The sequence below is a fragment of the Trinickia caryophylli genome, from assembly GCF_034424545.1.
GTDB classification, from domain to species: domain Bacteria; phylum Pseudomonadota; class Gammaproteobacteria; order Burkholderiales; family Burkholderiaceae; genus Trinickia; species Trinickia caryophylli.
Window position 1 is genome coordinate 2561762 of the sequence record NZ_CP139970.1, and the last position, 22210, is coordinate 2583971.

Sequence of the window (22210 nt, forward strand, 5' to 3'; positions counted from 1 at the left end):
GCGCGTGGACGATCAGTAACCACGCTCCAGATCGACGATGCCGCTGATCGGCTCGCCGTGCTGGAACGCGGCAATCTTCCGTGCGATCTGCGCCACCGCTTCGTCGCGCAGCGTCAGTGCCGAGATGTGCGGGGTAATCGTGATCCGCGGCTCCTGCCAGAAGGCGTGATCGGGCGGCAGCGGTTCCTGGACGAATACGTCGAGCGTGGCCGCGGCGATCCGGCCTTCGCGCAGCGCTTCGAGCAGATCGTTTTCGACAAGGTGGGCGCCTCGAGCAAGATTGACGAGATACGCGCCGTGCGCGAGCGGTGCGAACGTTCGGCGATTCAGAATACCTTCGGTCTCGGGGGTGCTCGGCAACAGGTTGACGAGTACGCGCGCGCCGGCAAGGCATGCATCGAGCCCATCGGCCGCGTAGGTGTCGATGCCGTCGAGCACTTTCTTGCCGCGGCTGTAGCCTCGCACCGGCAGGCCGAACGAGGCGAGGGTTTGCGCGACATGCGTGCCGAGCACGCCGAGACCGAGCACCGCCACGACGAACGAATCGCGCGCATGCGGCTCGAGCGGCTGCCACGCGCGCGCGCCGCCGCGCTGCGCGAGATCGTATTCGTCGAACCGGCGCATGTAGCGCAGCACCGCATGCGCGGCGTACTCGCTCATTTGTGCGGCCATGCCGGTATCTTCGAGCCGCACGATCGGCACGCCTGCCGGCAGTGTGCCGGGCGCTTCGCGCTCGAAGCGAAGAATGGCATCCACGCCGGCACCGAGATTGAATACCGCTTTCAAGCCGTCCCGCGGCGCGAAGAACTCGCGCGGTGGCCGCCAGACCACGCCGTAATCGGCAGGAGCCGCGTCGCCCGGTTGCCAGATGCGGATATCGGCGCCCGGCAGCGCATGTGCGAGCGATGCGAACCATGCCTCGGTTTCGGGCGCTTCGGGAGCGGAAAAAAGGATTCTCATGCGGAACGTGGCAAGGGCGCTCGGCCCCGGTAGCAATCGACGCCACCATTTTACGTGCTTGCACCGCGCGCCGCCCATTGGCCGTTCGGCTGAATAGGCGTGGTGGCTCGCCCGTGGGATAAAGCGAGGAACGAGAATGTCGGCGCTGCGGGGCGGCGGTGCTTTCGCCGCCGCACGCGTTTGCCGCAGCCCTCGTTTTCAAACTGCCAGGAATCGCACCATGAATATCGAAACAGTTTATCTAATGACCGAAAGCGGCCGCTTCGTTCACACGGAGCCCGACGGCGGCGCGCTGCGGATCAACAAAGACCGGGCGGACGCATTGTGCAAGCTGCAGGCAGGGTTCGACGACGTCGATCCGAAGGTCATCTTTCACAGCTCCGCAGCCGACCGCAAGTGGGTCGTCGGGCACGACCCGGCCACGCCGCACGTGCCGGACATCGTCGTGGCGCGTAAAGGCGAGTGGACCACGTTCACCTATCAGTTCGTGGACGACGCCCGCACGCTCATGACGTTGCGCGACGAAAGCGACCGCTATCTGCAGCGCGTGGACATCGGCCGCCCGTTCGAGCATCTTGCGGCAAGCACGGCGAGCGCCGAGGAAGCCGCGCGCTTCAGGTTGATCCGGTTCGCTTCCGACGATGCCTGACCGGCGGCGTATGCCGGGTGCCGGTTCGGCGCGGTACCGCCTGTGGCCTCAGTTGCCTTCGGGCGAGCAGCACGGAGCGGCCGGCAGCGTATCGGCACCTTGGGCGTGGATACCGAGCCTCTCGAGCAGTCTGCGGTCGCTGTCGGCCTGCGGATTGCCCGTCGTCAGCAGTACGTCGCCATAAAAGATCGAATTCGCGCCGGCAAGGAAGCACAGTGCCTGCAAGCCGTCGTCCATCTGCTGGCGTCCCGCGGACAGGCGCACCATCGCGCGCGGCATGGTGATGCGGGCAATGGCGATCGTTCGCACGAACTCGAACGGGTCGAGCGGCTCGATCTGGCCGAGCGGCGTGCCTTCGATCGCCACCAGATGATTGATCGGCACCGACTCGGGATACGGGTCCATGTTCGCGAGCTGTGCGAGGAGCCCCGCTCGCTCGCGGCGGGATTCACCCATGCCGATGATGCCGCCGCAGCACACGTTGATGCCGGCGTCGCGCACGTGCTCGAGGGTGTCGAGGCGGTCCTGATAAGTCCGCGTCGAAACGATCTGGCCGTAGAACTCGGGCGACGTATCGAGGTTGTGGTTGTAGTAGTCGAGGCCTGCTTCGCGCAGGGCCTGCGCCTGATGTTGCTCGAGCATGCCGAGCGTCATGCAGGTTTCGAGCCCCATCGCCTTCACGCCTCGGATCATGTCCTGGATCGGCTCGATGTGCCGGTCCTTGGGGTTGCGCCAGGCGGCACCCATGCAAAAGCGCGTCGCGCCGCTCTCCTTCGCGCGCCGCGCGGCGGCGAGTACGTTCTCGACGTCCATGAGCTTTTCGGCTTTCAGGCCCGTGTCGTAGTGCGACGATTGCGAGCAGTACTTGCAGTCTTCCTCGCACCCACCGGTTTTGATCGACAGCAGCGTCGAAAGCTGAACGGCGTTCGCATCGAAATGCTCGCGGTGTACCTGTTGGGCGCGGAACAGCAGATCGTTGAATGGCAGTTCGTAAAGTGCCACGACGTCGGCCACGCGCCAGCGCGCGGCGCCTTGACGAGGCGCGGCGGCTGCGGCCGATGTCGCTGCGGTTTGGGCTTGAGTCATGTCGTCAATCCTCGTTGGGCAATGAAGGGCAATGAAGTACGGTGGTGGTCGATGAGATGCAATGAGATGCAATGCGCAAGCGTCAATGCGCGGTCGCGCGCAGGGTAAGCAGGAGGGCGCCGACGTCGAGATGCGCGAGCGCCGCCTCGTCCGACGCTGGCGAAAGGCGAGGCACGGTGCCGATGAGCGGCGCGCCGTGCTCGCGCGCGAGGCGGCTGCGCAGCGCGTCGACGTTTTCCTCGGCGTAGCGCATGGCCGGATCGACGATGTTCGCCACCCAGCCTGCGATCGCAAGGCCGCGTCGGGCGATCGCCTCGGCCGTCAGCAACGCGTGGCTGATGCATCCGAGGCGCACGCCGACCACGAGCACCACGGGCAGCGCCAGTGCGCAGGCGAGATCGGCGGTGTCGTGCGTCTCCGTGAGGGGCACGCGAAAGCCGCCTACCCCCTCCACGACTACGACGTCGGCTTGCGTCATTGCTTCGCGGTGGCATGCGACGATGTGTGCGATATCGAGCGTCACGCCTTCGTGCGCGGCAACGATATGCGGCGCGGCAGGAGCCTTGAGCAGGAACGGTGTGCGAACCTCGGGCGGCAGCAGCACCGACGCCGCTGCGTCGAGCGCCTCGGCGTCTTCGTTGAGCCACTGGCCTTCGCGCTCGAATGCGCCGGCCGCCACGGGTTTCATAGCCGCGGCGCGCAGCCCTGCGCGTGCGAAGCCGCGTAGCAGCGCGCATGAGACGAACGTCTTGCCGATTTCCGTATCGGTGCCCGTGACGAAAAGCGATAGTGGGGCGTTCATGACCGATCTCCTTCACAGGGGCCGGCTTGGCCGGCTGCGCCCGTGCCGTCGGTCGCGTCGATCGTCGACAGCGCGGCTCCGAGCCGGTCCAGATCGTCGAGCGTGTGCCCTGCCGAGAGCGAGATGCGCAGCCGCGACGTACCCGCCGGCACCGTGGGCGGGCGAATTGCCGGCACCCAGAGTCCCTCGCGCTCGAGGCGCGCGGAAAGTGCGAGGGTTGCCTCGTTGTCGCCAATGACGAGTGGCTGAATGGCCGTATGCGAATCCACGGGTTGCCAGCGCGTCGCGCGCATCAGCTCGCGCGTGCGTTCGATCAGGGCTTGGAGGTGCGCGCGCCGTGCGTCGCCTTCATCGCTGGCGATGAGCGCGAGGCTCGCCGATACCGCATGCGCCACGGCAGGCGGCGCGGCTGTCGTGAAGATGTAGGGGCGCGCGCGCTGCACGAGCCATTCGATGACGGTTTCGTGCGCGACGACGGCAGCGCCCGCCACGCCGGCCGCCTTGCCGAACGTGCAGATGTAGACGAGATGCGCTGAGCGCAACGCAGCCTCGGCGAGCGCACCGCGCCCTTGCGGACCGAGCACACCGAAGCCGTGTGCATCGTCGACGACGAGCCAGGCGCCGTACCTTTCGGCCAGCTCCAGCAGCGCGGGCAACGGCGCGACGTTGCCGTCCATGCTGAACACTGCGTCGGTCACGATAACCTTCACGCTCGCGTCGGATGCATCGAGCATGGCGGCGAGCGCCTCGATGTCCGCATGCGGATAGATCTGCACCTCGGCGCGCGAAAGCCGTGCGCCGTCGATCAGGGAGGCGTGATTGAGCGCATCCGAAAAGAGCGTTGTCCCGCGTCCGGCGAGCGTAGTCAACGCTGCCAGATTCGCCATGTAGCCCGTGCTGAAGCCGAGCGCGCGTGGCGTGTCGACGAAGCCGCCGCAAAACGCGGCGAGGTCGTCCTCCAGTCGCACGTGCGCGCGCGAGTGTCCGCCGAGCAGATGAGAGCCCCCGCTGCCGGCGCCGTATCGCGCGCTGCCTTCGGCAAGCGCGGCAACCAGTGCCGGATGCGCGGCGAGCCCCAGATAGTCGTTGCTCGCGAAGCCCACGAGCGCGCGTCCGTCCACGCGCATGTGCGCGGCGCATCCGGTGTCGGCCACGCGCCGGCGGCGCGTGAGTCCGCGCGCGTCGAGATCGGCGAGGCCCGCGCGAAGTGTGTCGAGCAGCATCATCGCCCCGTTCCTCCCCCGAGCGTCGCGTCGAACGCGTCGCACGTGCGCGCCGCCAGCAGCGCTATCGTTTCGGAGTCCAAAACATAGGGCGGCATCAGATAGACCGTTGTTCCGATCGGCCGCAGCAGTACCTCGCGCGAGAGCGCCTGTTCGAAAAAGCGGCGTGCGAACGTGCGCGCCGCGTCCCCGTCGAGCGCCGCATCGAAGGCAATGATGGTGCCGCGGCGGCGCAGATGGCGGACTGCGTCGTGCGATGCGAGCGGCGCCAGCGCATCGAAGAGCGCCGACGATTTTCGCTCGTTCGACACGAGCACCGCTTCATGCTCGAACAGATCGAGTGTGGCGAGCGCAGCGCGGCAGGCAAGGGGGTTACCCGTGTAGGAATGCGAATGGAGAAAGCCGCGCGTGACATCGTCGTCGTAGAACGCGTCGAAAACCGCGTCGCGTGTGAGCACGATCGACAAGGGCAGGTATCCACCGCTAATGCCTTTCGACAGACAGAGGAAGTCCGGCCAGATTGCTGCCTGCTCGCAGGCGAAGAACGTGCCGGTGCGGCCGCAGCCGACGGCGATCTCGTCTGCGATCAGATGGACGTCGTAGCGATCGCAGAGCGCGCGCAAGCCGCTCAGGTATGACGGATCGTGCATCGCCATGCCTGTTGCGCACTGCACGAGCGGCTCGACGACGATGGCCGCGATCTGCCCGGCGCGCGCTTCGAACAGCGCGCGCACGCTATCGAGCGCGCGCGCGGCAACGTCGGCGGCGGTTTCTCCCGCGGCAGCCTGCCGTGCGTCGGGCGAGGCCACCACATGTGCGCGCTGGATCAGCGCATCGTAGGCATCCTTGAAGAGCGCGACGTCGGTCACCCCGAGCGCACCGATCGTCTCGCCGTGATAACCGTTGGCTACGCATGCGAACTCGCGCTTGGCCGAGCGGCCCGCGTTGCGCCAGTAATGAAAGCTCATCTTCAGCGCGATTTCGATGGCCGATGCGCCGTCCGACGCGAAAAACGCGTGCCCGAGCGTGTGCTGCGTGCGAGCCGCGAGCCGCTCGGCGAGTTCCACCGCGGCCGTATGCGTGCAGCCGGCGAGCATCGCATGCTCCAGCGTATCGAGCTGCGCCTTCAGCGCCGCATTGATATGCGGATTCGCGTGGCCGAACAGGTTGACCCACCAGGAGCTGATCGCATCGAGGTAGCGGCGGCCGTCCTGGTCGAAGAGCCAGGGGCCCTCGCCGCGCGCGAGTGCGATAAGCGGCAGGCGCTCGTGATGTTTCATCTGTGTGCAGGGATGCCAGACCGCGGCGAGGCTGCGCGCAATCCACTCGCGCGAGCCGGTGCGGCCGGTTTCGACGTTCGCCAATCTTTCCAATCGGAACTCCGAGGCACGGACGTCTCGCCCCATAGCGTCCATGCAAAAAAGCGCGATATGCCCCTCGTTTTATGGGCCGCGAGGCGAGCGGGCAGAACGGGAGCGGACGTGAGAGTAGCGCGTTCCGCCGGACGATGCGAGCGCCGAAGGGCGCGCGCCGTAAGCCACTTTTCGCGGCCGATCGGCGCTTCTGGAAACGCTTTTCGACAGATCGTTTCGATTGGAAGCAGTTGACGACGGCAGAGTGAGCCCATGCACTGAAAAAAATCTGTGCGAGGGCATAAAAAAGCGAGGAAAAACGGCGGGGTGACGCACGAAAAACCGCTCGGCGCCCGAATGTCGGGCGCATGCGAGCGGCTACGCGGCTATGCGGGAACGAGTGTCAGCGGCTGGCGACCGAGCGGTCGGCCACCGTGTAGGGGGAGTGCGAGGCGTCGCGCTGATCGTCGGGCGATGCAGCGGAGGCGGTGCTCGTCTGGTCGCTCCAGACGACCTTGTCGTTCACGGCATAGAGCCGGCAAGGCGAGCCGCTGTTTTCCCTGCGGCAGTTGGCCAGTGCGACAGACATGGGATCGTCGCCGCCTTCCGCCCACGACCAGGCGCCCGAGTCCGAAATCGCGAACGCGCGGCTCGGATATTGATGAAGGAACTTGCGATAGGCCGCACGGCCCGCGGCATCGAGGTACGGTACGGCGTTGATCGAATCGAGCGAGGCGAAGCCGCTTGCATGCGGCGCGGCGGGGTTTTCGACGTAATAGAGCGCACGCGTGGGCATGCCGATGCGCGTGAGGAATGCGTCGACCGACGGCCACCAGATGTTCACCCCGTCGCGGTCGACGACGAGCCGGTGCGCGTCGTTCTTGTAATTGCCGAAGTCGACCATCTGCGCCGGTGCGCCATGCTCCGTATAGGCGGCGTACATGCCCGAAATGAGCGTGGGGGTCCAGATCGAATCGTTGTCGCCGTAGATCCAGAGAGACGGCACAGTTGCATGCTCGCCGTAAGCATCGAATGCCTGGGTGAGATGCCGCTGCCAGTCGCTGCAGGCGTCTTGCCGCAGGCCGCCCGCGAAATTGATGAGGCCGCGCACGCCGGGCGCGGCTGCCGCGCCGTAGGCGATGGTCGCGAGGCCGCCGTGCGATGTGCCGGCCACGACCATATGCGACGCATCCACATAGGGCTGCTTCGCCATATAGGCGACGGTCGCGGCAACATCCTCCGCCTGCGCCATGCCGTTCCTGGCCACGTCGCAGCCTTCCTGGCGGTAGGTGCCGCCGGAATTGGCGAAGCCTTCACGGTTGGGGGCAACCACGACGTAGCCGCGGCGCACGAACTCGCGCGCGAATGCGAGCGGGCGGCTGCGGGCCTGCTGGCGGGGGTCGCCCGGCATCTTGCCGTGGTTGAACACGACCATAGGGAAAGGGCCCGCGCCGTCCGGCTTGAAAATCGTGGCTTCGAGCGTCAGCGAGCCAGTGGAGCCGACGGGGATGCGTACGATGCGCTCGTTCAGATCGGCGGCCAGGTGCGGCAAGCCGGTGTCGCCGAAGTCGAGCCGTGCGACATTGGCGGCCGAAAGGGGACCCGGCTCGTTCGAGGCGAGCGTCGCATCGTGTGACGCGGCGCCCGATCCCGCATGGGCGGCAACCCATGCGCACGCGCTCAACCATCCGACCAACACGTTTTTCCAACTCATGCGCGCCTGCTCTGAACGATGCTTTCAAAGGACGGTTCCACCGTCCGGTTACAACCTGTTCGAATCAGTATCCGCGCTCTTCCTGCAAGGCCTTTGCTCGAAAAGAGACCGGCAATGGCCGCAATTCGCCTCTTGGCAGACCGGACGAGCCGGCGCGACGGCGGAAGAGCGCGGGAGCGTGGCGCGCATCGCACGCCAGGGGCAAAACCGGCGGGCGAGCCGATCGATTGCCTGACGTGATTTTGACGGCAAACGCAAGCCGCAGGCGATTGGCGAAGATTCGGAAATCGTCTGAACGATGCGCGTCACAAGCGAGCCCTCATCCTAGCCGGACAAAATCCGCATGTGCAATGCTGGAGAACCCGGTCTCGATGCCACAGCGAAGCGGGGTGGTTCCGACGGCGGCACGCGGATGCCCGCCGCAGGGATCGCAGGGATCGCAGGGATCGCAGGGATCGCAGGCACCGCAGGCACCGCAGGCATCGCGAAGCGCGATGTCAGCGCTCGCTTACGTCACCGTCCACATAGCGCCAGCGTCCCACCGCATCGCGCGCAAAGCGGCTCACCTCGTGCAGGCGGTGGCCGCGCGCGCCCGACTTGTAGCGGGCGACGAACTCGACCGTCGCATGGGCGTCGTCGATCTGCTGCGCGTGCTTGATCTGCAGCCCCAGCCAACGCGGCGCGTCCGGCGCATCGGGATCGACGTCGAGATCGGGCGGGCAGGTGGCCGGGTCCCAGGTGTCGCGCAAATAGTGGGTATCGCCGATCACATAGGCGCTGTAGCGCGAGCGCATCAGCTCGAGCGCCGTCGGCGCCGGCCTGGCTCCGCTCAAGTAACGCCCGCAGCACTCGGCGAAGCGCGGTGCCTTGGCGTCGGCTGGGCGCCCTGGTGCCGCTCCCCCACAGGGGCACGGCTCGCCGGCCGGGGGCAGGGGCGCTTTGTGCGTGGAATCTTTCGGAGTCCTCATCGGTTCGAATGTTTACATTTTGCTGTCGAAGGGCGCCGCGCGGCCCGATTCCGTGTTACGCCAGAGCGCGGGCGATAAGGATCTTCTGTATATCGCTCGTGCCCTCGTAAATCTGGCAGACGCGCACGTCGCGATAGATGCGCTCGACCGGAAAGTCGTTCACGTACCCATAGCCGCCGAATGCCTGCAGTGCGGCGGAGCAAATCCGCTCGGCGGCCTCGGACGCGAAGAGCTTCGCCATGGCTGCCTCGGCGAGGCACGGCAGGCCCGCATCCTTGAGCGCGGCCGCATGCCAGACGAGCTGACGCGCGGCTTCGAGCTGCGTCGCCATTTCCGCGAAACGGAACTGTACGGCTTGATGATCGAACGTGCGCTGGCCGAAGCTTTCGCGTTCCTTGGAATAGGCGAGCGCGGCCTCGAAGGCGGCGCGCGCCATGCCGACGCTTTGAGCCGCGATGCCGATGCGCCCGCCTTCGAGCCCCGAAAGGGCGATCCGGTAACCCTCGCCCTCGGCGCCGATGCGGTTGGCGGCCGGAATGCGGCACTGATCGAAGAGGATCTGCGCCGTATCCGACGAATGCTGCCCGAGCTTGTCCTCGAGCCGCGCGACCACGTAGCCGGGCGTGGCCGTCGGCACGATGAATGCGCTGATGCCGCGCTTGCCGGCCGTTTTGTCGGTGACCGCGAGCACGATCGCGACGTCGCCGTTCTTGCCGCTCGTGATGAACTGCTTCACGCCGTCGAGAACGTACGTGTCGCCCTCGCGGCGGGCTGTCGTGCGCAGCGCCGACGCATCGGAGCCTGCCTGCGGCTCCGTCAGGCAGAACGCGCCGAGCATTTCGCCGCGCGCGAGCGGCCCAAGCCAGTCGCGCTTTTGCGTGTCGTCGCCGAAGGCGAGCAGGATGCTGCACACGGGGCAGTTGTTGACCGACACGGCTGTGGAGGTGCCGCCGTCGCCGGCTGCGATTTCCTCGAGAATCAGCGCGAGCGCGAGCGCATCGAGCCCCGCGCCGCCATACGCCTGCGGCACGAGCACGCCATAGGCGCCGAGTTCGGCAAGTTGGCGGTGCACGTCCTTCGGAAAGGTGCGCTCGCGGTCCCAGGCCGCGGCCTGGGGGACGATTGCATCCTGTACGAAGCTGCGCACCGCGTCGCGGATCATCGTGTGATCCTGGTCAAGCACCATGTTCGTTCGTCTCCTGTTCGCGTCGTCCGGCTGACGTCTCGTGTTTCGCTTGCCGTGTTCTTGTGCGGCGTTCGTCCACTCGCTTACCACTCCACCGCGGTGCCGTCGTACTGAACGAACCGCCCGTTGAACTCGCTGCGCGCGGCGCGCGCTTCGGCGATGACTTCGCGCATGCCCGCCACGCTGCGCTCGGGCGTCAGCGCGGCGCCCGACCCGCCCATGTCCGTGCGCACCCAGCCGGGGTTCAGCGCGAGGCACGTCGCGCGCCGCGTTTGCAACGAGGCCACGCGCAGCGCGCTGTTGAGCGCCGCCTTGCTGGCGCGATAAAGCCAACCCGTCGTGCCCGTCGCCTCGCCGATGCTGCCCATCCGGCTCGAGAGTACGGCGAGCACGCCGTCCACCGATTCGACGAGCGGCAGCAAGACCGGCATGAGCAGCATCGGCCCGCGCACGTTCGTGCTCATGACGTAGTCGAAATCGTCCGCCGAAAACGGTTCGACACCTTCGGTGTGAGGGCCGTAAACGCCCGCCACGATGATGGCGACGTCTAGCCGCTCGCCGGAGAGTTTGTCTGCGAGCGCGTCGATGTCGGCGGTTTCGGCGATATCGAGCGCGAGCGGCTCGGCGCCGAACGCCGATTCGAGTTCGGCGAGGGCCTTGCCGTCGCGCGCCGTCGCGATGACGCGCCAGCCCGCGCTGCGATACTGCCGTACGAATTCATGCCCGATGCCGCGCGAGGCGCCGACGATCAATGCCGTGCTCATCCATTTTTCTCCGCAAAGCCCGCGCGAAGCGGGCGGTCTGCAGGCCGACGGACGCTGCGCCCGTCGACTCCGAAAAGCCTGCGGCCCCGAAGGTCGCGGGGGGCCGGTCAGACGATCTCGATGCCCATCGCGGTGGCTTCGCCGCCGCCGATGCACAGGCTCGCGACGCCGCGCTTGGCGCCTTGCTTGCGTAGCGCACCGATCAGCGTGACGAGAATGCGCGCGCCCGATGCGCCGATCGGGTGGCCGAGCGCGCAGGCCCCACCGTTGACGTTCACGCGCGCATGCGCGAGATCGTGCTCTTTCATCGCCGCCATCGCCACAACCGCGAATGCTTCGTTGATCTCGTACAGATCGACGTCGGCGGACCGCCAGCCGTTCCTGTCGAGCAGCTTGCGAATGGCGCCTACCGGCGCCGTCGTGAACCGCGACGGCTCCTGTGCGAACGTCGAATGCCCGACTACGTGCGCAAGCGGCGTCGCACCGAGCTTTGCGGCCGTCGAGGCGCGCATCATCACGAGCGCCGCGGCGCCGTCGGAGATCGACGACGAGTTGGCCGCGGTCACGGTGCCCGTCTTGCTGAAGGCGGGCTTGAGCGTCGGGATCTTTTCCACGTTGGCCTTGAACGGCTGCTCGTCTCGCGCGATCGTCACTTCGTCGCCCTGGCGGCCCGCCACCTTGACCGGCGCGATTTCCCATGCGAACGAGCCATCCTCGTTGGCGCGCTTCGCCCGCGCGAGCGATTCGACGGCGAACGCATCCTGTGCCTCGCGCGTGAAGCCGAGCGACGCCGCGCACTCCTCGGCGAACGTACCCATGAGACGGCCCTTGTCGTAGGCGTCCTCCAGGCCGTCGTAGAACATGTGGTCGATCACCTGCCCGTGGCCCATGCGCATGCCGGCGCGTGCTTTCGGCAGCAGGTACGGGGCGTTGGTCATGCTTTCCATGCCGCCCGCGACGGCCACGTCGACCGAACCGGCCGCGAGCATGTCGTGCGCGAACATGGCGGCGCGCATGCCCGAACCGCACATCTTGTTGATGGTCGTGCAGCCCGTGGCGAGCGGCAGCCCCGCGCCGAGCGCGGCTTGACGGGCCGGCGCCTGGCCGAGGCCGGCCGGCAGCACGCAGCCCATCAGCGCCTCGTCGACTTGCGCGGCCTGCAGTCCGGAGCGCTCGAGCGCGGCGGCGATGGCGGCGGCGCCCAACTGCGGCGCGGCGAGCGAGGCGAATTCGCCCTGAAAGGCCGCCATCGGCGTGCGGGCGGCGGCGACGATCACGATGGGATCGCGCCCAGCTTGGTTGGGATCACTCATGTTTGATCTCCTTCGCGACGCCGTCGACGATTTGCGCGACCTTGTCGAGTTCGGCCGCGTCGGCGGCCACGATGTCGATGCCGGCCGAACCGGCGCCTTGCGCGGACAGGCCTGCGATACAGCGCTCGTACGTGCTCTGCAGCTTCTCGGGGTTCGAGATCGTCATGCCGAGATTGCGCACGCGGCCGTCGTGCACGCCGTAGGCCCAGGCGTGGACCGTCAACGGCTGGCTGCGGGCCCAGGCGTCGCCCACGATCGTCGTGCGGCAGACGTTGACGACCTGTTCGATCGTATTGAGTTCGACCAGGCGCCGGTGCCGCACTTCGCCCATCGGCCATTCGTCGAGCAGCGCCGCATGCTTCGCGCGCACGTCGTGAATGTGATGGAGCCAGTTGTCGGCAAGCCCGACGCGGCGGTTGACGAGCGCTGCGCCCACGCCGGAACAGCCGTAATGGCCCACCACCATGATGTGCTTGACCTTGAGGAGATCGACGGCGAACTGGATCACCGACAGGCAGTTCAGATCGCTGTGCACGACGACGTTGGCGATGTTGCGATGAACGAACACCTCGCCGGGCGGCAGGCCGATGATCTGGTTCGCCGGCACGCGCGAGTCCGAGCAGCCGATCCAGAGATATTCGGGCGCCTGCTGGTGAGCCAGGCGCGAGAAGTACTCGGGGTCCTCGGCGAGCTTGCGCTCGACCCAAGCCTCGTTATTGGCGAACAATTGAGCGAGAGGATGTTGAGTGTCGGTCATGGTTTCGGTCGATGGTTGAACGGCTGCGCAACGGCGGATGCGGGCCTCGGCGAGCGGCGCGGGAGCGGGCACGCGAGGCTTCGCGCGCCCCGCCGCTTACGCGGCCTGCTTGTCGTTGCCCGGGCTCGCCGGAGCCCCCGCATGGCCGGTTGCGTTGCCGGATGCGACGAAGCGTTCGCGATAGCGGTTGCAAAAGCGCACGCCTTGGTCGTAGGGAAAGAAGTCGGGCAGTTCGCCCTTGAGCAGCAACTCCTTGTGCTTTTGCCAGAGCGCGGGATCGAAGAAGTCCGCGTGATGGCGCATGAAGTATTCGCGCACGGTCGGGTCCCCGAGCAGGAACGTGCCGTACGTTTCGGGAAAGATGTCGTTCGGACCGACGGCGTACCACGGCTCGGCGGACAACTCGTCTTCGTCGCTCCGGGCCTGCGGCACGCGGCGCACGTTGCAGTCGGTCAGGTATTCGATTTCGTCGTAGTCGTAGAAGACGACGCGCCCGTGACGCGTCACGCCGAAATTCTTGTAAAGCATGTCGCCCGGGAAGATGTTGGCCTGCATGAGCTCCTTGATGGCGTCGCCGTACTCCTTGATCGCATGCTCGATGTCGGCCTCGGTGCCGTTTTGCAGGAACAGGTTGAGCGGCACCATGCGGCGCTCGATATAGACGTGACGGATGATCAGCGAATCGCCTTCGTATTCGATCATCGAGGGTGCCTCTTTCTCGAGTTCGCGCAGCAGCGCGTCGTCGAGCCGTGACAGCGGCAGCGCGACGCTCGAATACTCGAGCGTGTCGGCCATGCGCCCGAGCCGGTCGTGCCGCTTCACGAGCAGATACTTTTCCTGGATCTTCTCGCGCGTCGTTTCCTTGGGCGGCGGGAAGTTGTCCTTGATCAGCTTGAAGACATAGGGGAACGACGGCAGTGTGAAGACGATCATCACGAGCCCCTTGATGCCGGGCGCAATCACGAACTGGTCGCTCGAATGCGACAAATGCTTGAGCAGATCGCGATAAAAAAGATTCTTGCCCTGCTTTTGCAGGCCCACCGACGTGTAGATCTCCGCCTTCGGCTTGCCGGGCATCAGCGTGCCGAGAAAATCGACGTAGGCCGACGGCACTTCCATGTCGACGAGAAAGTACGAGTGCGAAAAGCTGAAGATGATCTGCAACTGCTCGCGCTTGAGCAGCACGGTGTCGAGCGCGAGCAGGCCCGGTTTCACGTGGCGGATCGGCACGGCGAACGGCAGCAGCACTTCGCCGTTGATGATGCGCCCGATGATGTAGGCCGCCTTGTTGCGGAAAAAGAGCGACGAGAGCACGTGCACCTGGAAGTTGAACGCTTCCGAAAACGGCCCGTAGACGTCGCGGATCATGTCGATGACGCACGCCACGTCGCGCTTGAGATCCTCGAACGGTACCTCGAGCTGGAAATTCGTCACGATCCGCTCGAGCGTTTCGGCGAGGCCGTCCTTGCTCGGATAGTAGGCGCGGTAGGTCGGCTTCGCGGCCGGCTCTTCGTTTTCGAGGTACTCGGTCGAGATGACCGGGCGCACGAAGATGAAGTCGTTGTTGAAATACGAACGGTGCAGGATCTTGCAGCAGACGGAATTGAAGAAGGTCTCGGCGCATTCCGGCTGCAGGTGGTTCGTCAGCAGGCCGATGTAATGGAGCTTGATCTGCTGCCAGACGTCGTCGTCGATATTCTCCGCGTCGTACTCGTCCTCGAGCAGTTCGACACACTGGTCGACACGATTGTCGTAGGATGCGATCCGCTCGCGCGCGAGCCTTTGCAATCCGAGCCAGTCGCCCGCCTGAAAGCGCATTTTCGCGAGCACGCCGGCCTCGCGAAACGCGCCGTAGTGCCGGTTGAAGCCCTCGAGGATCGACTGCGCGACATCGAAGCCGATTTGCGAGGAGAGCAGTTTGGGGAAGTGTTTCATGCGCGCTCCGCCTGGGCGGCTTCGCTGTCGGCCAGCATCGCGCGGCACTGCGTCTCGTACTGCGAGAGATCCTCGAGCGTCGCGTTCAGGTCTTCCAGCTGGCGCTCGAGCACCTCCCGGTGGTGGGCGATCGTGGCGAGAAACGCCTGAAGCTGCGGCACCGTATCGGTGGGCGATTCGTACAGATCGAGCAGCCCGCGGATTTCGGAGAGCGTAAAGCCGAGCCGCTTGCCGCGCAGCGTCAGCTTCAGTCGCGTGCGGTCGCGGCCCGAATAAACGCGCCTCAGGCCGCTCGCGCCCTCGCGCTTCGGCGCGAGCAATCCTTGATCCTCGTAGAAACGGATGGCGCGCGGCGTGACGTCGAATTCGCGCGCGAGCTCGGTGATCGTGTAGTGCTGGCTCATGGATGGTCGCGTCGGGCTGTGGGTCACCGCGGCGGCGGCGGGCTGCGGAAGGCGAGTATACCGGGTAGAATCGATCGACGTTTACGTTATCGTCAACTTCGACAAAGTGCAACCGACGGTCGCAAGGGGAACGTCGAGACGGTGCCGGAGCACCGAATCTTCCTACGAGGCGGCCCACGCGGTACGGGAGAGACATGAGCCGATGAATGCGCTCGAACATCAACTGGATTATCCGTTCGGCGACGCGCTCGCGCAGCCGGGAACGAAGCGCGAGGTCGCGCCCGGCATCTATTGGCTGCGCATGCCGCTGCCCTTCGCCCTCGATCACATCAACCTCTGGCTACTGCGCGACGAATTCGACGGGCAGCGCGGCTGGACCGTCGTCGATTGCGGTATCGCCGACGAGACGATCAAGGGGCACTGGGAACGGATCTTCGACGACGCGCTCGAGGGCTTGCCGGTGCTGCGCGTGCTCGTTACGCACTGCCATCCGGATCATCTGGGGCTGGCGGACTGGGTCTGCCGCGGCGGCGAACGGGCGCGCTGGAACGTGCGGCTATGGATGACGCTCGGCGAGTACATGGCCGGCCGCGTCATGGCGGCCGGCGACGGTTCGCACGCGGGCGGGGAAGGGGCCGCACGGCACTTCGCGCTGCACGGTCTGGCTGACGAAGCCGCGCTCGACAAGCTGCGCCACCGGCGCGGCTACTACGCGAAACTCGTGCCTTCGATGCCGCCGCAGTACCGGCGCTTGCGCGACGGCGAAGCGGTCCGCATCGGCGCGTCCGACTGGCGCGTGGTGACCGGCTACGGTCATTCGCCCGAGCATTGCGCACTCTTCAGCGCCGGCGCTGGCGTGCTGATCTCCGGCGATATGGTGCTGCCGCGCATTTCCACGAACGTGTCCGTCTTCGATATCGAGCCCGAGGGCAATCCGCTCGCGCTGTACCTGGAGTCGCTCGGCCGCTACGAGCCGATGCCGGCCGATACGCTCGTGCTGCCCTCGCATGGCCGGCCGTTTCGCGGCTTGCACACGCGCATCGCCCAGTTGCGAGCGCATCACGATGCGCGGCTCGCCGAGGTGCGTGAAGCCTGCGAGGCGGCGCCGCGAAGCGCGGCCGACATCGTGCCCATGATGTTCAAGCGGCCGCTCGACGTCCATCAGATGACGTTCGCGATGGGCGAGGCGCTCGCGCATTTGCATCTGCTGTGGCTGGCGGGCGAACTCGACCGCACGCACGGGCGCGACGGCGTGATGCGGTTTGCCGGGGCACGCGGCGGTTCGCGCTCCGGGGCCTGACCGTACAGGGGCCGTCAAGGCCGATTGCCGTGTTGCGGACCGCCCTTACCGGCGCGCGGCGCGGCTGGCGGCTACGGCTTCGACAGCCTGTCCCGCATCGAGCATCCCCGCGCCGCAGACGGTGCCGGCCGCGGTCTGCTCGCAACTCGAGCCGGCCGGAAAACGCCGGGCCGAAGTCACCAGCTGTGCGCGTACCCTCTCGGGCGTGAGCGTACTGTCGAGGGCGAGCATCAGCCCGACGGTGCCCGCCACGTGCGGCGTGGCCATGCTCGTGCCGCTGCCCGAGCGGTAATCGTCTTCGGCCGGCACGGTCGTGCCCGCGTTCGAGGTCGAGACGATCTTCACGCCCGGCGCAGCCAGATCGACGCGTGGCCCGAAGTTGCTGAACGCGGCCCGCTCGCCGCGCCGATCCACCGCCGCGACGGCGATCGCGCCCTGGCAGCTGGCCGGCTCGCCCACCGCACCGCGATCGTTTCCGACGGCGGCCACCACGATCACCCCGCGCGCCACGATCTCGCGGATCGCCTCCTGCATCGCCGCGCCGCACGGCAGCGACGTGCCGAGGCTCACGTTGAGAATCCTCGCCGGATACGGATTGGCGGGTACGCCGGGCACGTCGAGTCCGGCTGCCCAGCGCAGCCCGTCGACAATATCGCTCGCGAGTCCGCCGCATTTGCCCAGCACGCGCACGGGCACGATCCGCGCTTGCCACAGCACGCCGGCGCCGCCCACGCTGTTGTTCGCGACCGCGCCGAGCGTACCTGCGACATGGGTGCCGTGCCAGGTGCTCTTCTTTTCCCAGCGCCGCGTGCCGTCGCACTGCAGCGATTCGTCGGCCGAGGCCCAATCGCCCGGATCGGAGGCGTCCGCGTCGCGCCCGTCGCCGTCGTTGGCCGAGAACGCGTCGGAGACGAAGTCGTAGCCGGGCAGCAGATTGGACGCCAGGTCGGGATGCGGGCGATAGCCGCTGTCGATCACGGCGACGACGACGGGCGCCTGGTTCGCCGCCTGCCACGCCGCCGGCAGGTTCGCCCCTGCGAGGGCGTCGTGGAAGCCCCATTGCTCGCCGTAGAGCGGGTCGCTCGGCTCGGTATAGGCCTCGAGCCGGTAATCGGGTTGTGCGTACTCGACTTCCGGCTGGGCCGCCAGTTGCCGGGCAAGCGCGAGGGCGTCGTCGCGCGCAATCGACGTGTCGAGCCGTACGACGTGAGCCGAGCCGGACATGGCGCGCGCTTCGCTCACGCGGTTCGCCGAGGCGGTGCCGTTCGCGGCGCGCCGCGAACGGCCTCCCGAAGCGCCAATGCCCGGAGGCGCCGTAGTGCGCAAGGTGTCGGAGGTCACAGCGACGGCACGGCGGACGTCGATCTGCGCTTCATCCCGGCGGCTCGCGGGGGGGCCGTGCCGTGGTGCGCGCAGCTTGACGATGAAGCGGTCGACGCGACCGCTCTGCGCAGAGGGTGTGACGGTGGAGGAGGGGGCCTCGCCTTGGACGGTCGACGGCGGCGATTCGGCTGCTACCAGCGATCCAGACCATGCGGCGACGAATGCGGCTGCCATCGTGCTTGGAATGCGGGCCATAAAAGTCTCCTCTCCGATCGATCCGAGTGAGTGCTTCGACCCATCCTCCGGTCCCAGGCAGGGGCGCAATGCCGGCGCACGGGCGCAAAGCGACTATGAAGAAGCGCCCCCACCGTATCTCGTATTTCTCGTAAGTCGACCTGCTCCGGGCGTTTACCAGACGAAAGGAATCTCATTAGTGGCTTTGCATAACGCTGTTGCAGGCTGTTCGGCCGGCGTTCCGGCACGCACGCGGCTGCCCGCACGCGCGGCTTCAACCGGCTGCGCTGTCTGCGTCGCGCGCGCGGGCGAGCAGCATTTCGCGCTCGCGCGCGTTTTGCGTCATCGTAGCCGCGCGTTCGAATTCGGCGCGCGCCTCGCGCGGGCGCCCCAGTTTCGCGAGCAGATCTCCACGGACGCTCGGCAGCCAGTGGTAGCGCGCGAGTGCGGGATCTTCCGCGAGTGCGTCGACGATCGGCAGTGCCGCTTCGGGGCCGAACGCCATGCCGACGGCAACGGCCCGATTGAGTTCGACGACTGGAGAAGGGCTCACCTGTGCGAGCGCATCGTAAAGCGCGACGATCTGCGCCCAGTCCGTCTCGTCAGCGCTTTTCGCGCGTGCATGGCAGGCGGCCAACGCCGCTTGCAGCGCATAGGGACCGAGGGCGCCGCCGAGCGACTCGGCGCGTTCGAGTGCCGCGAGCCCGCGCCGTATCAAAAGCGGGTCCCATCGCGCGCGGTCCTGATCCGAAAGCAGTACGGGGCGGCCGTCGGCATCGGTGCGCGCATGGAGGCGGGAGGCCTGCAGTTCCATCAGCGCGACGAGCCCGTGCACCTCGCTTTCGTCCTGTGCGAGTTCGGCGAGCATGCGCCCGAGCCGCAGCGCCTCGTCGCAGAGCGCGGGCCGGATCCAGTCGTCACCGGCGGTGGCGGCGTACCCCTCGTTGAAGATCAGATAAACCACCTCGAGTACGGACGCGAGGCGAGGTGCGCGCGCTTCGGCGCGTGGCACCTCGAACGGTACCTTGGCGGCGGCCAGCGTGCGTTTGGCGCGCACGATCCGTTGGGCGATCGTGGGCTCGGCCACCAGAAAAGCGCGTGCGATCTCGTGCGTTGCCAATCCGCCGAGCAGCTTTAACGTGAGCGCGACGCGCGCGTCGGTGGACAGCACCGGGTGACACGCCGTGAATACGAGCCTCAGCAGATCGTCACCGATATCGTCCGCACGCGCGGCATCGAGCGCGTCGACGAAATCGGGCACGACGTGCGCCTCGAGTGCGTCGAGATCGCGGCCGATCGCTTCGTGCTTGCGCGCGTGCAGCGCATCGAGCCGCAGCTTGTCGAGTGCGCGGTGTTTGACCGTCGCCATCAGCCATGCGCCCGGATTGTCGGGCACGCCCTCACGAGGCCAATGCTCGAGCGCCGCGACGAGCGCGTCCTGAGCCAGTTCTTCCGCCACGCCGATGTCGCGTACGAGCCGGGCCGCGTGCGCAACGACGCGCGCGGCTTCGATGCGCCAGACGGCTTCGATGGCACGGTGGGTCGCGTTCGTCATTGCGGTGGATCAGCGTCGTGCGGCTTCGAGGTCGCGAAACCGGTCGATAACCGGTGCGGGCTCGAAATCCTCAAGCTCGTAGAGCGGGCGCACCTCGATCTCGCAGGCCACTGCGTCGTCGAACGGAGCCGGAAACCTGCGCGCCCATTCCATCGCTTCCTCGCGCGATCGGACCTGGATGAGCGTGTATCCGGCGATCAGTTCTTTCGTCTCGGCAAAGGGCCCGTCGATGACGGTACGCTTGCCGCCCGAGTACCGGACGCGCCAGCCCGTGGCGCTCGGCTTCAGCCCGCTGGCGTCGAGCAGCACGCCCGCCTTGGCCAGTGCCTCGTGATAGGCCGCCATGTCCGCCATGATTTTGTCGTCGGGCCCCGGAAGCACGCCCGCTTCGCTCGTGGCCGTCGCTCTCACCATGATCATGAATCGCATCGCATCTCTCCTTCGGTGGGTGGAGGCGCTCTTCGTGGCCTCCCGTCGATACGACGAATGTCGGCGCGAGTATTCGACAGCGGCGATAACGGACTACGTACAAACCCCTACTCGTAGCACGGCGCTACGCGGCGCACCTCGACCGTGCACCACTGCGCGGCCGGGCATTCCGCTGCGATCGCGATGGCTTCCTCCTCATGGTCGCAGTTGAGCAGGTAAAAGCCGCCGACCATTTCCTTGGCTTCCGCGAAGGGGCCGTCGATAAGCCGCCGCTCGCCTTGTCGAACCTGCACGCGCACGCCTTCCGACACGGAAGCGAGCGCCTGGGCCGCGACGAGCACGCCGCGCGCCTTCAGGCCGTCGGCAAAACGCAGCATCGAGTCATAGGCGGCGCGCCCTTCCTCAGGGGTGCGTTCGGCGCGCTGCCCCTCGGGTTCCATGATCAATAGCAGATAGGCCATCGCAGTCTCCGGTAAAAGCGGCGCGCGAGCGGTACGCGCCAAAGTGGTGAAAGGATAGAGCAGGCGCGCCGCGGCTGCCACCCGGCCGTTCGGCTAAACTGCGCGCTTGCAGCCTTCCACCTCCCTACGTCTTTACCGTTCCGACTCATGAATCCGTCCGACGCCACGCCGCGCGACCTCCAGGGCCTGCTCGATGCGGCCCATCTGCATTTCCGGGCGTCGCGTTGGGAAGAGGCCAGGCGGCTGCTGCGCGAAGCGGTCGAGATCGCGCCCGAGCACGGCGAAGCGCTCGAAGGGCTCGCCTACCTCGCACTGCGCGAGGGCGATGCGGCGCACGCGGCCGATTATTTCGACCGGGCCATCGAGCACCTGCCGCCGAGCCCGCAGCGCCAGCACGATGCGGGCATGACAAACCAGGCGGCGGGCCGCCACGAGCGGGCGCTCGCCTGCTTCGAGCGCGCTTTGGCGATGGCGCCCGACGCACTGCCCACCTTGAAAACGGCGGCGCTTTGCGCGAGCGAACTCGGGCGCTTCGACGAAGCGGCACGCGCGCTCGAGCGCGTACGCGAACTCGAGCCGCGTGCTTGGCAGAGCCACTACAACCTCGGACGCGCGCTCGGGCTCGCGGGGCGCTATGAAGAGGAGATCGCCTGCTACCGGCGCGCTATCGAGTTGCAGCCGACGGGTGCCGCCGCCTACGTCAATCTCGGCGTTGCGTTGCGCGACCTGCATCGGTTCGATGAAGCCCTGCGGGTCTTCAAAAAGGCGGTCCAGCTCGAGTCCGACCACGCGGGGGCGCGAACGAACCGGGCGCAGACGAATCTGCTGCTCGGCCAGTTCGAGCATGGCTGGCGCGAGTACGAATGGCGTTGGCGCGATGGCGGGCAGCAGCATCCGTTCGGTCCGAACGCATGGCATGGCGAGGCGTCGCTCGCCGGCAAGACGCTGCTCGTTTTCAACGAGCAGGGGTTCGGCGACACGCTGCAGTTCGTCCGCTACGTCGACAAACTCGCGGCCACCACCGGGGCGCGCGTGATCTTGCGTGTACAGGACGCGTTGCGGCCTCTGTTGGCCGGCTACCCGGGGACGTCCGCCGTCATCGGCGAGAGCGATACCGTGCCGCCGTTCGACCGCCATTGCCCATTGATGAGCCTGCCGTTCGCGCTGGCGGCGCATCGGGAGCCGATCCCGGCACCGACGCCGTACCTGCACGCCGACGCCGCGCGGCGCACGGCGTGGCGCGAGCGCCTCGGCCAAGCGCGCGCCGGCTTGCGCGTGGGGCTTGCATGGAGCGGCAGTACCACACACTTGAACGATCGCAATCGCTCGATGCCGCTTGCGTCGTGGCGGCCGATCGTCGATGCGTGCGGCGCGGGGGCGACGATCGTGTCGCTCGTAAAAGAGGTGCGCGAGCCCGATCGCGACACGCTGCGCACGCTGCCCGTGCTCGACGTTTCGGACGGCCTCGGAACGTTCGCCGATACGGCCGCGCTCGTGGCGGAACTCGATCTCGTGATTTGCGTCGACACCGCGGTCGCGCATCTTGCCGGCGCGCTTGGCACGCCGGTTTGGATCCTGCTGCCCTACACGCCCGACTGGCGCTGGCAGCTCGATCGCGCCGACAGCCCCTGGTACTCGTGCGCGCGCCTTTTCAGGCAGCCGGCCCGCGGCGACTGGGCACCCGTCATCGAGGCGGTGCGCGACGCCGTGCAGCACGAGGCCGGACGGCGCGGCTGACCTGACACGGGCTCATGCCGCCGGCCGGCGCGGACGCGCCTACTGCGCCAGAGGCGAG

20 protein-coding genes are annotated in these 22210 nt (G+C 67.1%); 3 read left to right on the top strand and 17 right to left on the bottom strand.

The genetic code is table 11. The features are described 5' to 3' along the window. Positions 1 to 12 precede the first annotated feature (12 nt). A complete protein-coding gene (locus tag U0034_RS11505; protein ID WP_085227737.1) occupies positions 13 to 960 on the bottom strand; it encodes a 2-hydroxyacid dehydrogenase in 948 nt (315 codons plus the stop codon). A 220-nt stretch (positions 961 to 1180) separates the two neighbouring features. Between U0034_RS11505 and U0034_RS11510 the strand changes: the two genes are divergently transcribed. Further along, positions 1181 to 1609: a hypothetical protein gene (locus U0034_RS11510; protein ID WP_139831160.1), complete on the top strand. Its 429-nt coding sequence runs from the start codon at positions 1181 to 1183 to the stop codon at positions 1607 to 1609. Between the two features lie 48 nt (positions 1610 to 1657). Here U0034_RS11510 and bioB read toward each other — a convergent pair whose 3' ends face one another. The 12 genes from bioB to U0034_RS11570 all read right to left on the bottom strand — a co-directional run bounded on the left by bioB (position 1658) and on the right by U0034_RS11570 (position 15113). Continuing rightward, positions 1658 to 2695, bottom strand: a complete 1038-nt coding sequence (gene bioB / locus U0034_RS11515; protein ID WP_085227739.1) for a biotin synthase BioB — start codon at positions 2693 to 2695, stop codon at positions 1658 to 1660. A gap of 82 nt (positions 2696 to 2777) precedes the next feature. Next, positions 2778 to 3497, bottom strand: coding sequence for a dethiobiotin synthase (gene bioD / locus U0034_RS11520; RefSeq protein WP_085227740.1), 720 nt, complete (start codon positions 3495 to 3497; stop codon positions 2778 to 2780). Continuing rightward, on the bottom strand, positions 3494 to 4723 hold the full coding sequence (gene bioF, locus U0034_RS11525; protein ID WP_085227741.1) for an 8-amino-7-oxononanoate synthase: 1230 nt from the start codon (positions 4721 to 4723) through the stop codon (positions 3494 to 3496). The genes bioD and bioF overlap by 4 nt, the downstream gene beginning before the upstream one ends. Continuing rightward, positions 4720 to 6084 carry an adenosylmethionine--8-amino-7-oxononanoate transaminase gene (gene bioA, locus U0034_RS11530; protein ID WP_233212040.1) on the bottom strand — a complete coding sequence of 455 codons (1365 nt, stop codon included), beginning with the start codon at positions 6082 to 6084 and terminating at the stop codon, positions 4720 to 4722. Before bioA ends, bioF begins: the two co-directional genes overlap by 4 nt. A 391-nt stretch (positions 6085 to 6475) precedes the next feature. Then, positions 6476 to 7786 carry a dienelactone hydrolase family protein gene (locus tag U0034_RS11535; protein WP_085227743.1) on the bottom strand — a complete coding sequence of 437 codons (1311 nt, stop codon included), beginning with the start codon at positions 7784 to 7786 and terminating at the stop codon, positions 6476 to 6478. Between the two features lie 497 nt (positions 7787 to 8283). Then, complete coding sequence (locus tag U0034_RS11540; RefSeq protein ID WP_085227744.1) at positions 8284 to 8754, bottom strand: YchJ family protein; 471 nt, start codon at positions 8752 to 8754, stop codon at positions 8284 to 8286. Between the two features lie 55 nt (positions 8755 to 8809). Continuing rightward, a complete protein-coding gene (locus U0034_RS11545) occupies positions 8810 to 9940 on the bottom strand; it encodes an acyl-CoA dehydrogenase family protein (protein ID WP_085227745.1) in 1131 nt (376 codons plus the stop codon). A gap of 83 nt (positions 9941 to 10023) precedes the next feature. Then, positions 10024 to 10704: an SDR family oxidoreductase gene (locus U0034_RS11550; RefSeq protein WP_085227746.1), complete on the bottom strand. Its 681-nt coding sequence runs from the start codon at positions 10702 to 10704 to the stop codon at positions 10024 to 10026. 107 nt (positions 10705 to 10811) lie between these two features. Beyond that, positions 10812 to 12017 carry an acetyl-CoA C-acetyltransferase gene (locus tag U0034_RS11555; protein WP_085227747.1) on the bottom strand — a complete coding sequence of 402 codons (1206 nt, stop codon included), beginning with the start codon at positions 12015 to 12017 and terminating at the stop codon, positions 10812 to 10814. Continuing rightward, positions 12010 to 12774 (bottom strand): carbonate dehydratase, encoded by a 765-nt coding sequence (can, locus tag U0034_RS11560; protein WP_085227748.1) that lies wholly within the window; start codon positions 12772 to 12774, stop codon positions 12010 to 12012. The genes U0034_RS11555 and can overlap by 8 nt, the downstream gene beginning before the upstream one ends. A gap of 96 nt (positions 12775 to 12870) precedes the next feature. Next, complete coding sequence (gene aceK / locus U0034_RS11565) at positions 12871 to 14709, bottom strand: bifunctional isocitrate dehydrogenase kinase/phosphatase (RefSeq protein WP_085227749.1); 1839 nt, start codon at positions 14707 to 14709, stop codon at positions 12871 to 12873. After that, a complete protein-coding gene (locus U0034_RS11570) occupies positions 14706 to 15113 on the bottom strand; it encodes a MerR family transcriptional regulator (protein WP_085227750.1) in 408 nt (135 codons plus the stop codon). Before U0034_RS11570 ends, aceK begins: the two co-directional genes overlap by 4 nt. 202 nt (positions 15114 to 15315) lie before the next feature. Between U0034_RS11570 and U0034_RS11575 the strand changes: the two genes are divergently transcribed. After that, positions 15316 to 16413, top strand: a complete 1098-nt coding sequence (locus U0034_RS11575) for an MBL fold metallo-hydrolase (RefSeq protein ID WP_085227751.1) — start codon at positions 15316 to 15318, stop codon at positions 16411 to 16413. Positions 16414 to 16458: 45 nt separating this feature from the next. Here the strand turns inward: U0034_RS11575 and U0034_RS11580 are convergent, their stop codons facing one another. The 4 genes from U0034_RS11580 to U0034_RS11595 all read right to left on the bottom strand — a co-directional run bounded on the left by U0034_RS11580 (position 16459) and on the right by U0034_RS11595 (position 20415). Then, positions 16459 to 17991: a S8 family peptidase gene (locus U0034_RS11580; protein WP_085227752.1), complete on the bottom strand. Its 1533-nt coding sequence runs from the start codon at positions 17989 to 17991 to the stop codon at positions 16459 to 16461. Positions 17992 to 18244: 253 nt separating this feature from the next. After that, positions 18245 to 19525: an RNA polymerase sigma factor gene (locus U0034_RS11585; RefSeq protein ID WP_085227753.1), complete on the bottom strand. Its 1281-nt coding sequence runs from the start codon at positions 19523 to 19525 to the stop codon at positions 18245 to 18247. Positions 19526 to 19534: 9 nt separating this feature from the next. Continuing rightward, the gene (locus U0034_RS11590) at positions 19535 to 19954 is read right to left on the bottom strand and encodes a YciI family protein (protein WP_085227754.1); all 420 of its coding nucleotides are present in this window, start codon (positions 19952 to 19954) and stop codon (positions 19535 to 19537) included. Positions 19955 to 20061: 107 nt separating this feature from the next. Further along, the gene (locus tag U0034_RS11595; protein ID WP_085227755.1) at positions 20062 to 20415 is read right to left on the bottom strand and encodes a YciI family protein; all 354 of its coding nucleotides are present in this window, start codon (positions 20413 to 20415) and stop codon (positions 20062 to 20064) included. A 147-nt stretch (positions 20416 to 20562) separates the two neighbouring features. Here U0034_RS11595 and U0034_RS11600 point away from each other — a divergent pair, with 147 nt between their 5' ends. After that, positions 20563 to 22152, top strand: coding sequence for a tetratricopeptide repeat protein (locus U0034_RS11600; RefSeq protein WP_085227756.1), 1590 nt, complete (start codon positions 20563 to 20565; stop codon positions 22150 to 22152). Positions 22153 to 22210: the final 58 nt, after the last annotated feature.

Excerpts from the sequence above, each read along its gene's own strand:
- U0034_RS11510 (WP_139831160.1), top strand. The coding sequence starts at position 1,181 with ATGAATATCGAAACAGTTTATCTAATGACCGAAAGCGGCCGCTTCGTT.
- bioD (WP_085227740.1), bottom strand. The coding sequence starts at position 3,497 with ATGAACGCCCCACTATCGCTTTTCGTCACGGGCACCGATACGGAAATC.
- U0034_RS11550 (WP_085227746.1), bottom strand. The coding sequence starts at position 10,704 with ATGAGCACGGCATTGATCGTCGGCGCCTCGCGCGGCATCGGGCATGAA.
- bioB (WP_085227739.1), bottom strand. The coding sequence starts at position 2,695 with ATGACTCAAGCCCAAACCGCAGCGACATCGGCCGCAGCCGCCGCGCCT.
- U0034_RS11535 (WP_085227743.1), bottom strand. The coding sequence starts at position 7,786 with ATGAGTTGGAAAAACGTGTTGGTCGGATGGTTGAGCGCGTGCGCATGG.
- U0034_RS11570 (WP_085227750.1), bottom strand. The coding sequence starts at position 15,113 with ATGAGCCAGCACTACACGATCACCGAGCTCGCGCGCGAATTCGACGTC.
- U0034_RS11590 (WP_085227754.1), bottom strand. The coding sequence starts at position 19,954 with ATGCGATTCATGATCATGGTGAGAGCGACGGCCACGAGCGAAGCGGGC.
- U0034_RS11555 (WP_085227747.1), bottom strand. The coding sequence starts at position 12,017 with ATGAGTGATCCCAACCAAGCTGGGCGCGATCCCATCGTGATCGTCGCC.
- U0034_RS11600 (WP_085227756.1), top strand. The coding sequence starts at position 20,563 with ATGAATCCGTCCGACGCCACGCCGCGCGACCTCCAGGGCCTGCTCGAT.
- U0034_RS11540 (WP_085227744.1), bottom strand. The coding sequence starts at position 8,754 with ATGAGGACTCCGAAAGATTCCACGCACAAAGCGCCCCTGCCCCCGGCC.
- can (WP_085227748.1), bottom strand. The coding sequence starts at position 12,774 with ATGACCGACACTCAACATCCTCTCGCTCAATTGTTCGCCAATAACGAG.
- U0034_RS11585 (WP_085227753.1), bottom strand. The coding sequence starts at position 19,525 with ATGACGAACGCGACCCACCGTGCCATCGAAGCCGTCTGGCGCATCGAA.
- U0034_RS11580 (WP_085227752.1), bottom strand. The coding sequence starts at position 17,991 with ATGGCCCGCATTCCAAGCACGATGGCAGCCGCATTCGTCGCCGCATGG.
- U0034_RS11545 (WP_085227745.1), bottom strand. The coding sequence starts at position 9,940 with ATGGTGCTTGACCAGGATCACACGATGATCCGCGACGCGGTGCGCAGC.
- aceK (WP_085227749.1), bottom strand. The coding sequence starts at position 14,709 with ATGAAACACTTCCCCAAACTGCTCTCCTCGCAAATCGGCTTCGATGTC.
- U0034_RS11575 (WP_085227751.1), top strand. The coding sequence starts at position 15,316 with ATGAATGCGCTCGAACATCAACTGGATTATCCGTTCGGCGACGCGCTC.
- bioF (WP_085227741.1), bottom strand. The coding sequence starts at position 4,723 with ATGATGCTGCTCGACACACTTCGCGCGGGCCTCGCCGATCTCGACGCG.
- U0034_RS11595 (WP_085227755.1), bottom strand. The coding sequence starts at position 20,415 with ATGGCCTATCTGCTATTGATCATGGAACCCGAGGGGCAGCGCGCCGAA.
- U0034_RS11505 (WP_085227737.1), bottom strand. The coding sequence starts at position 960 with ATGAGAATCCTTTTTTCCGCTCCCGAAGCGCCCGAAACCGAGGCATGG.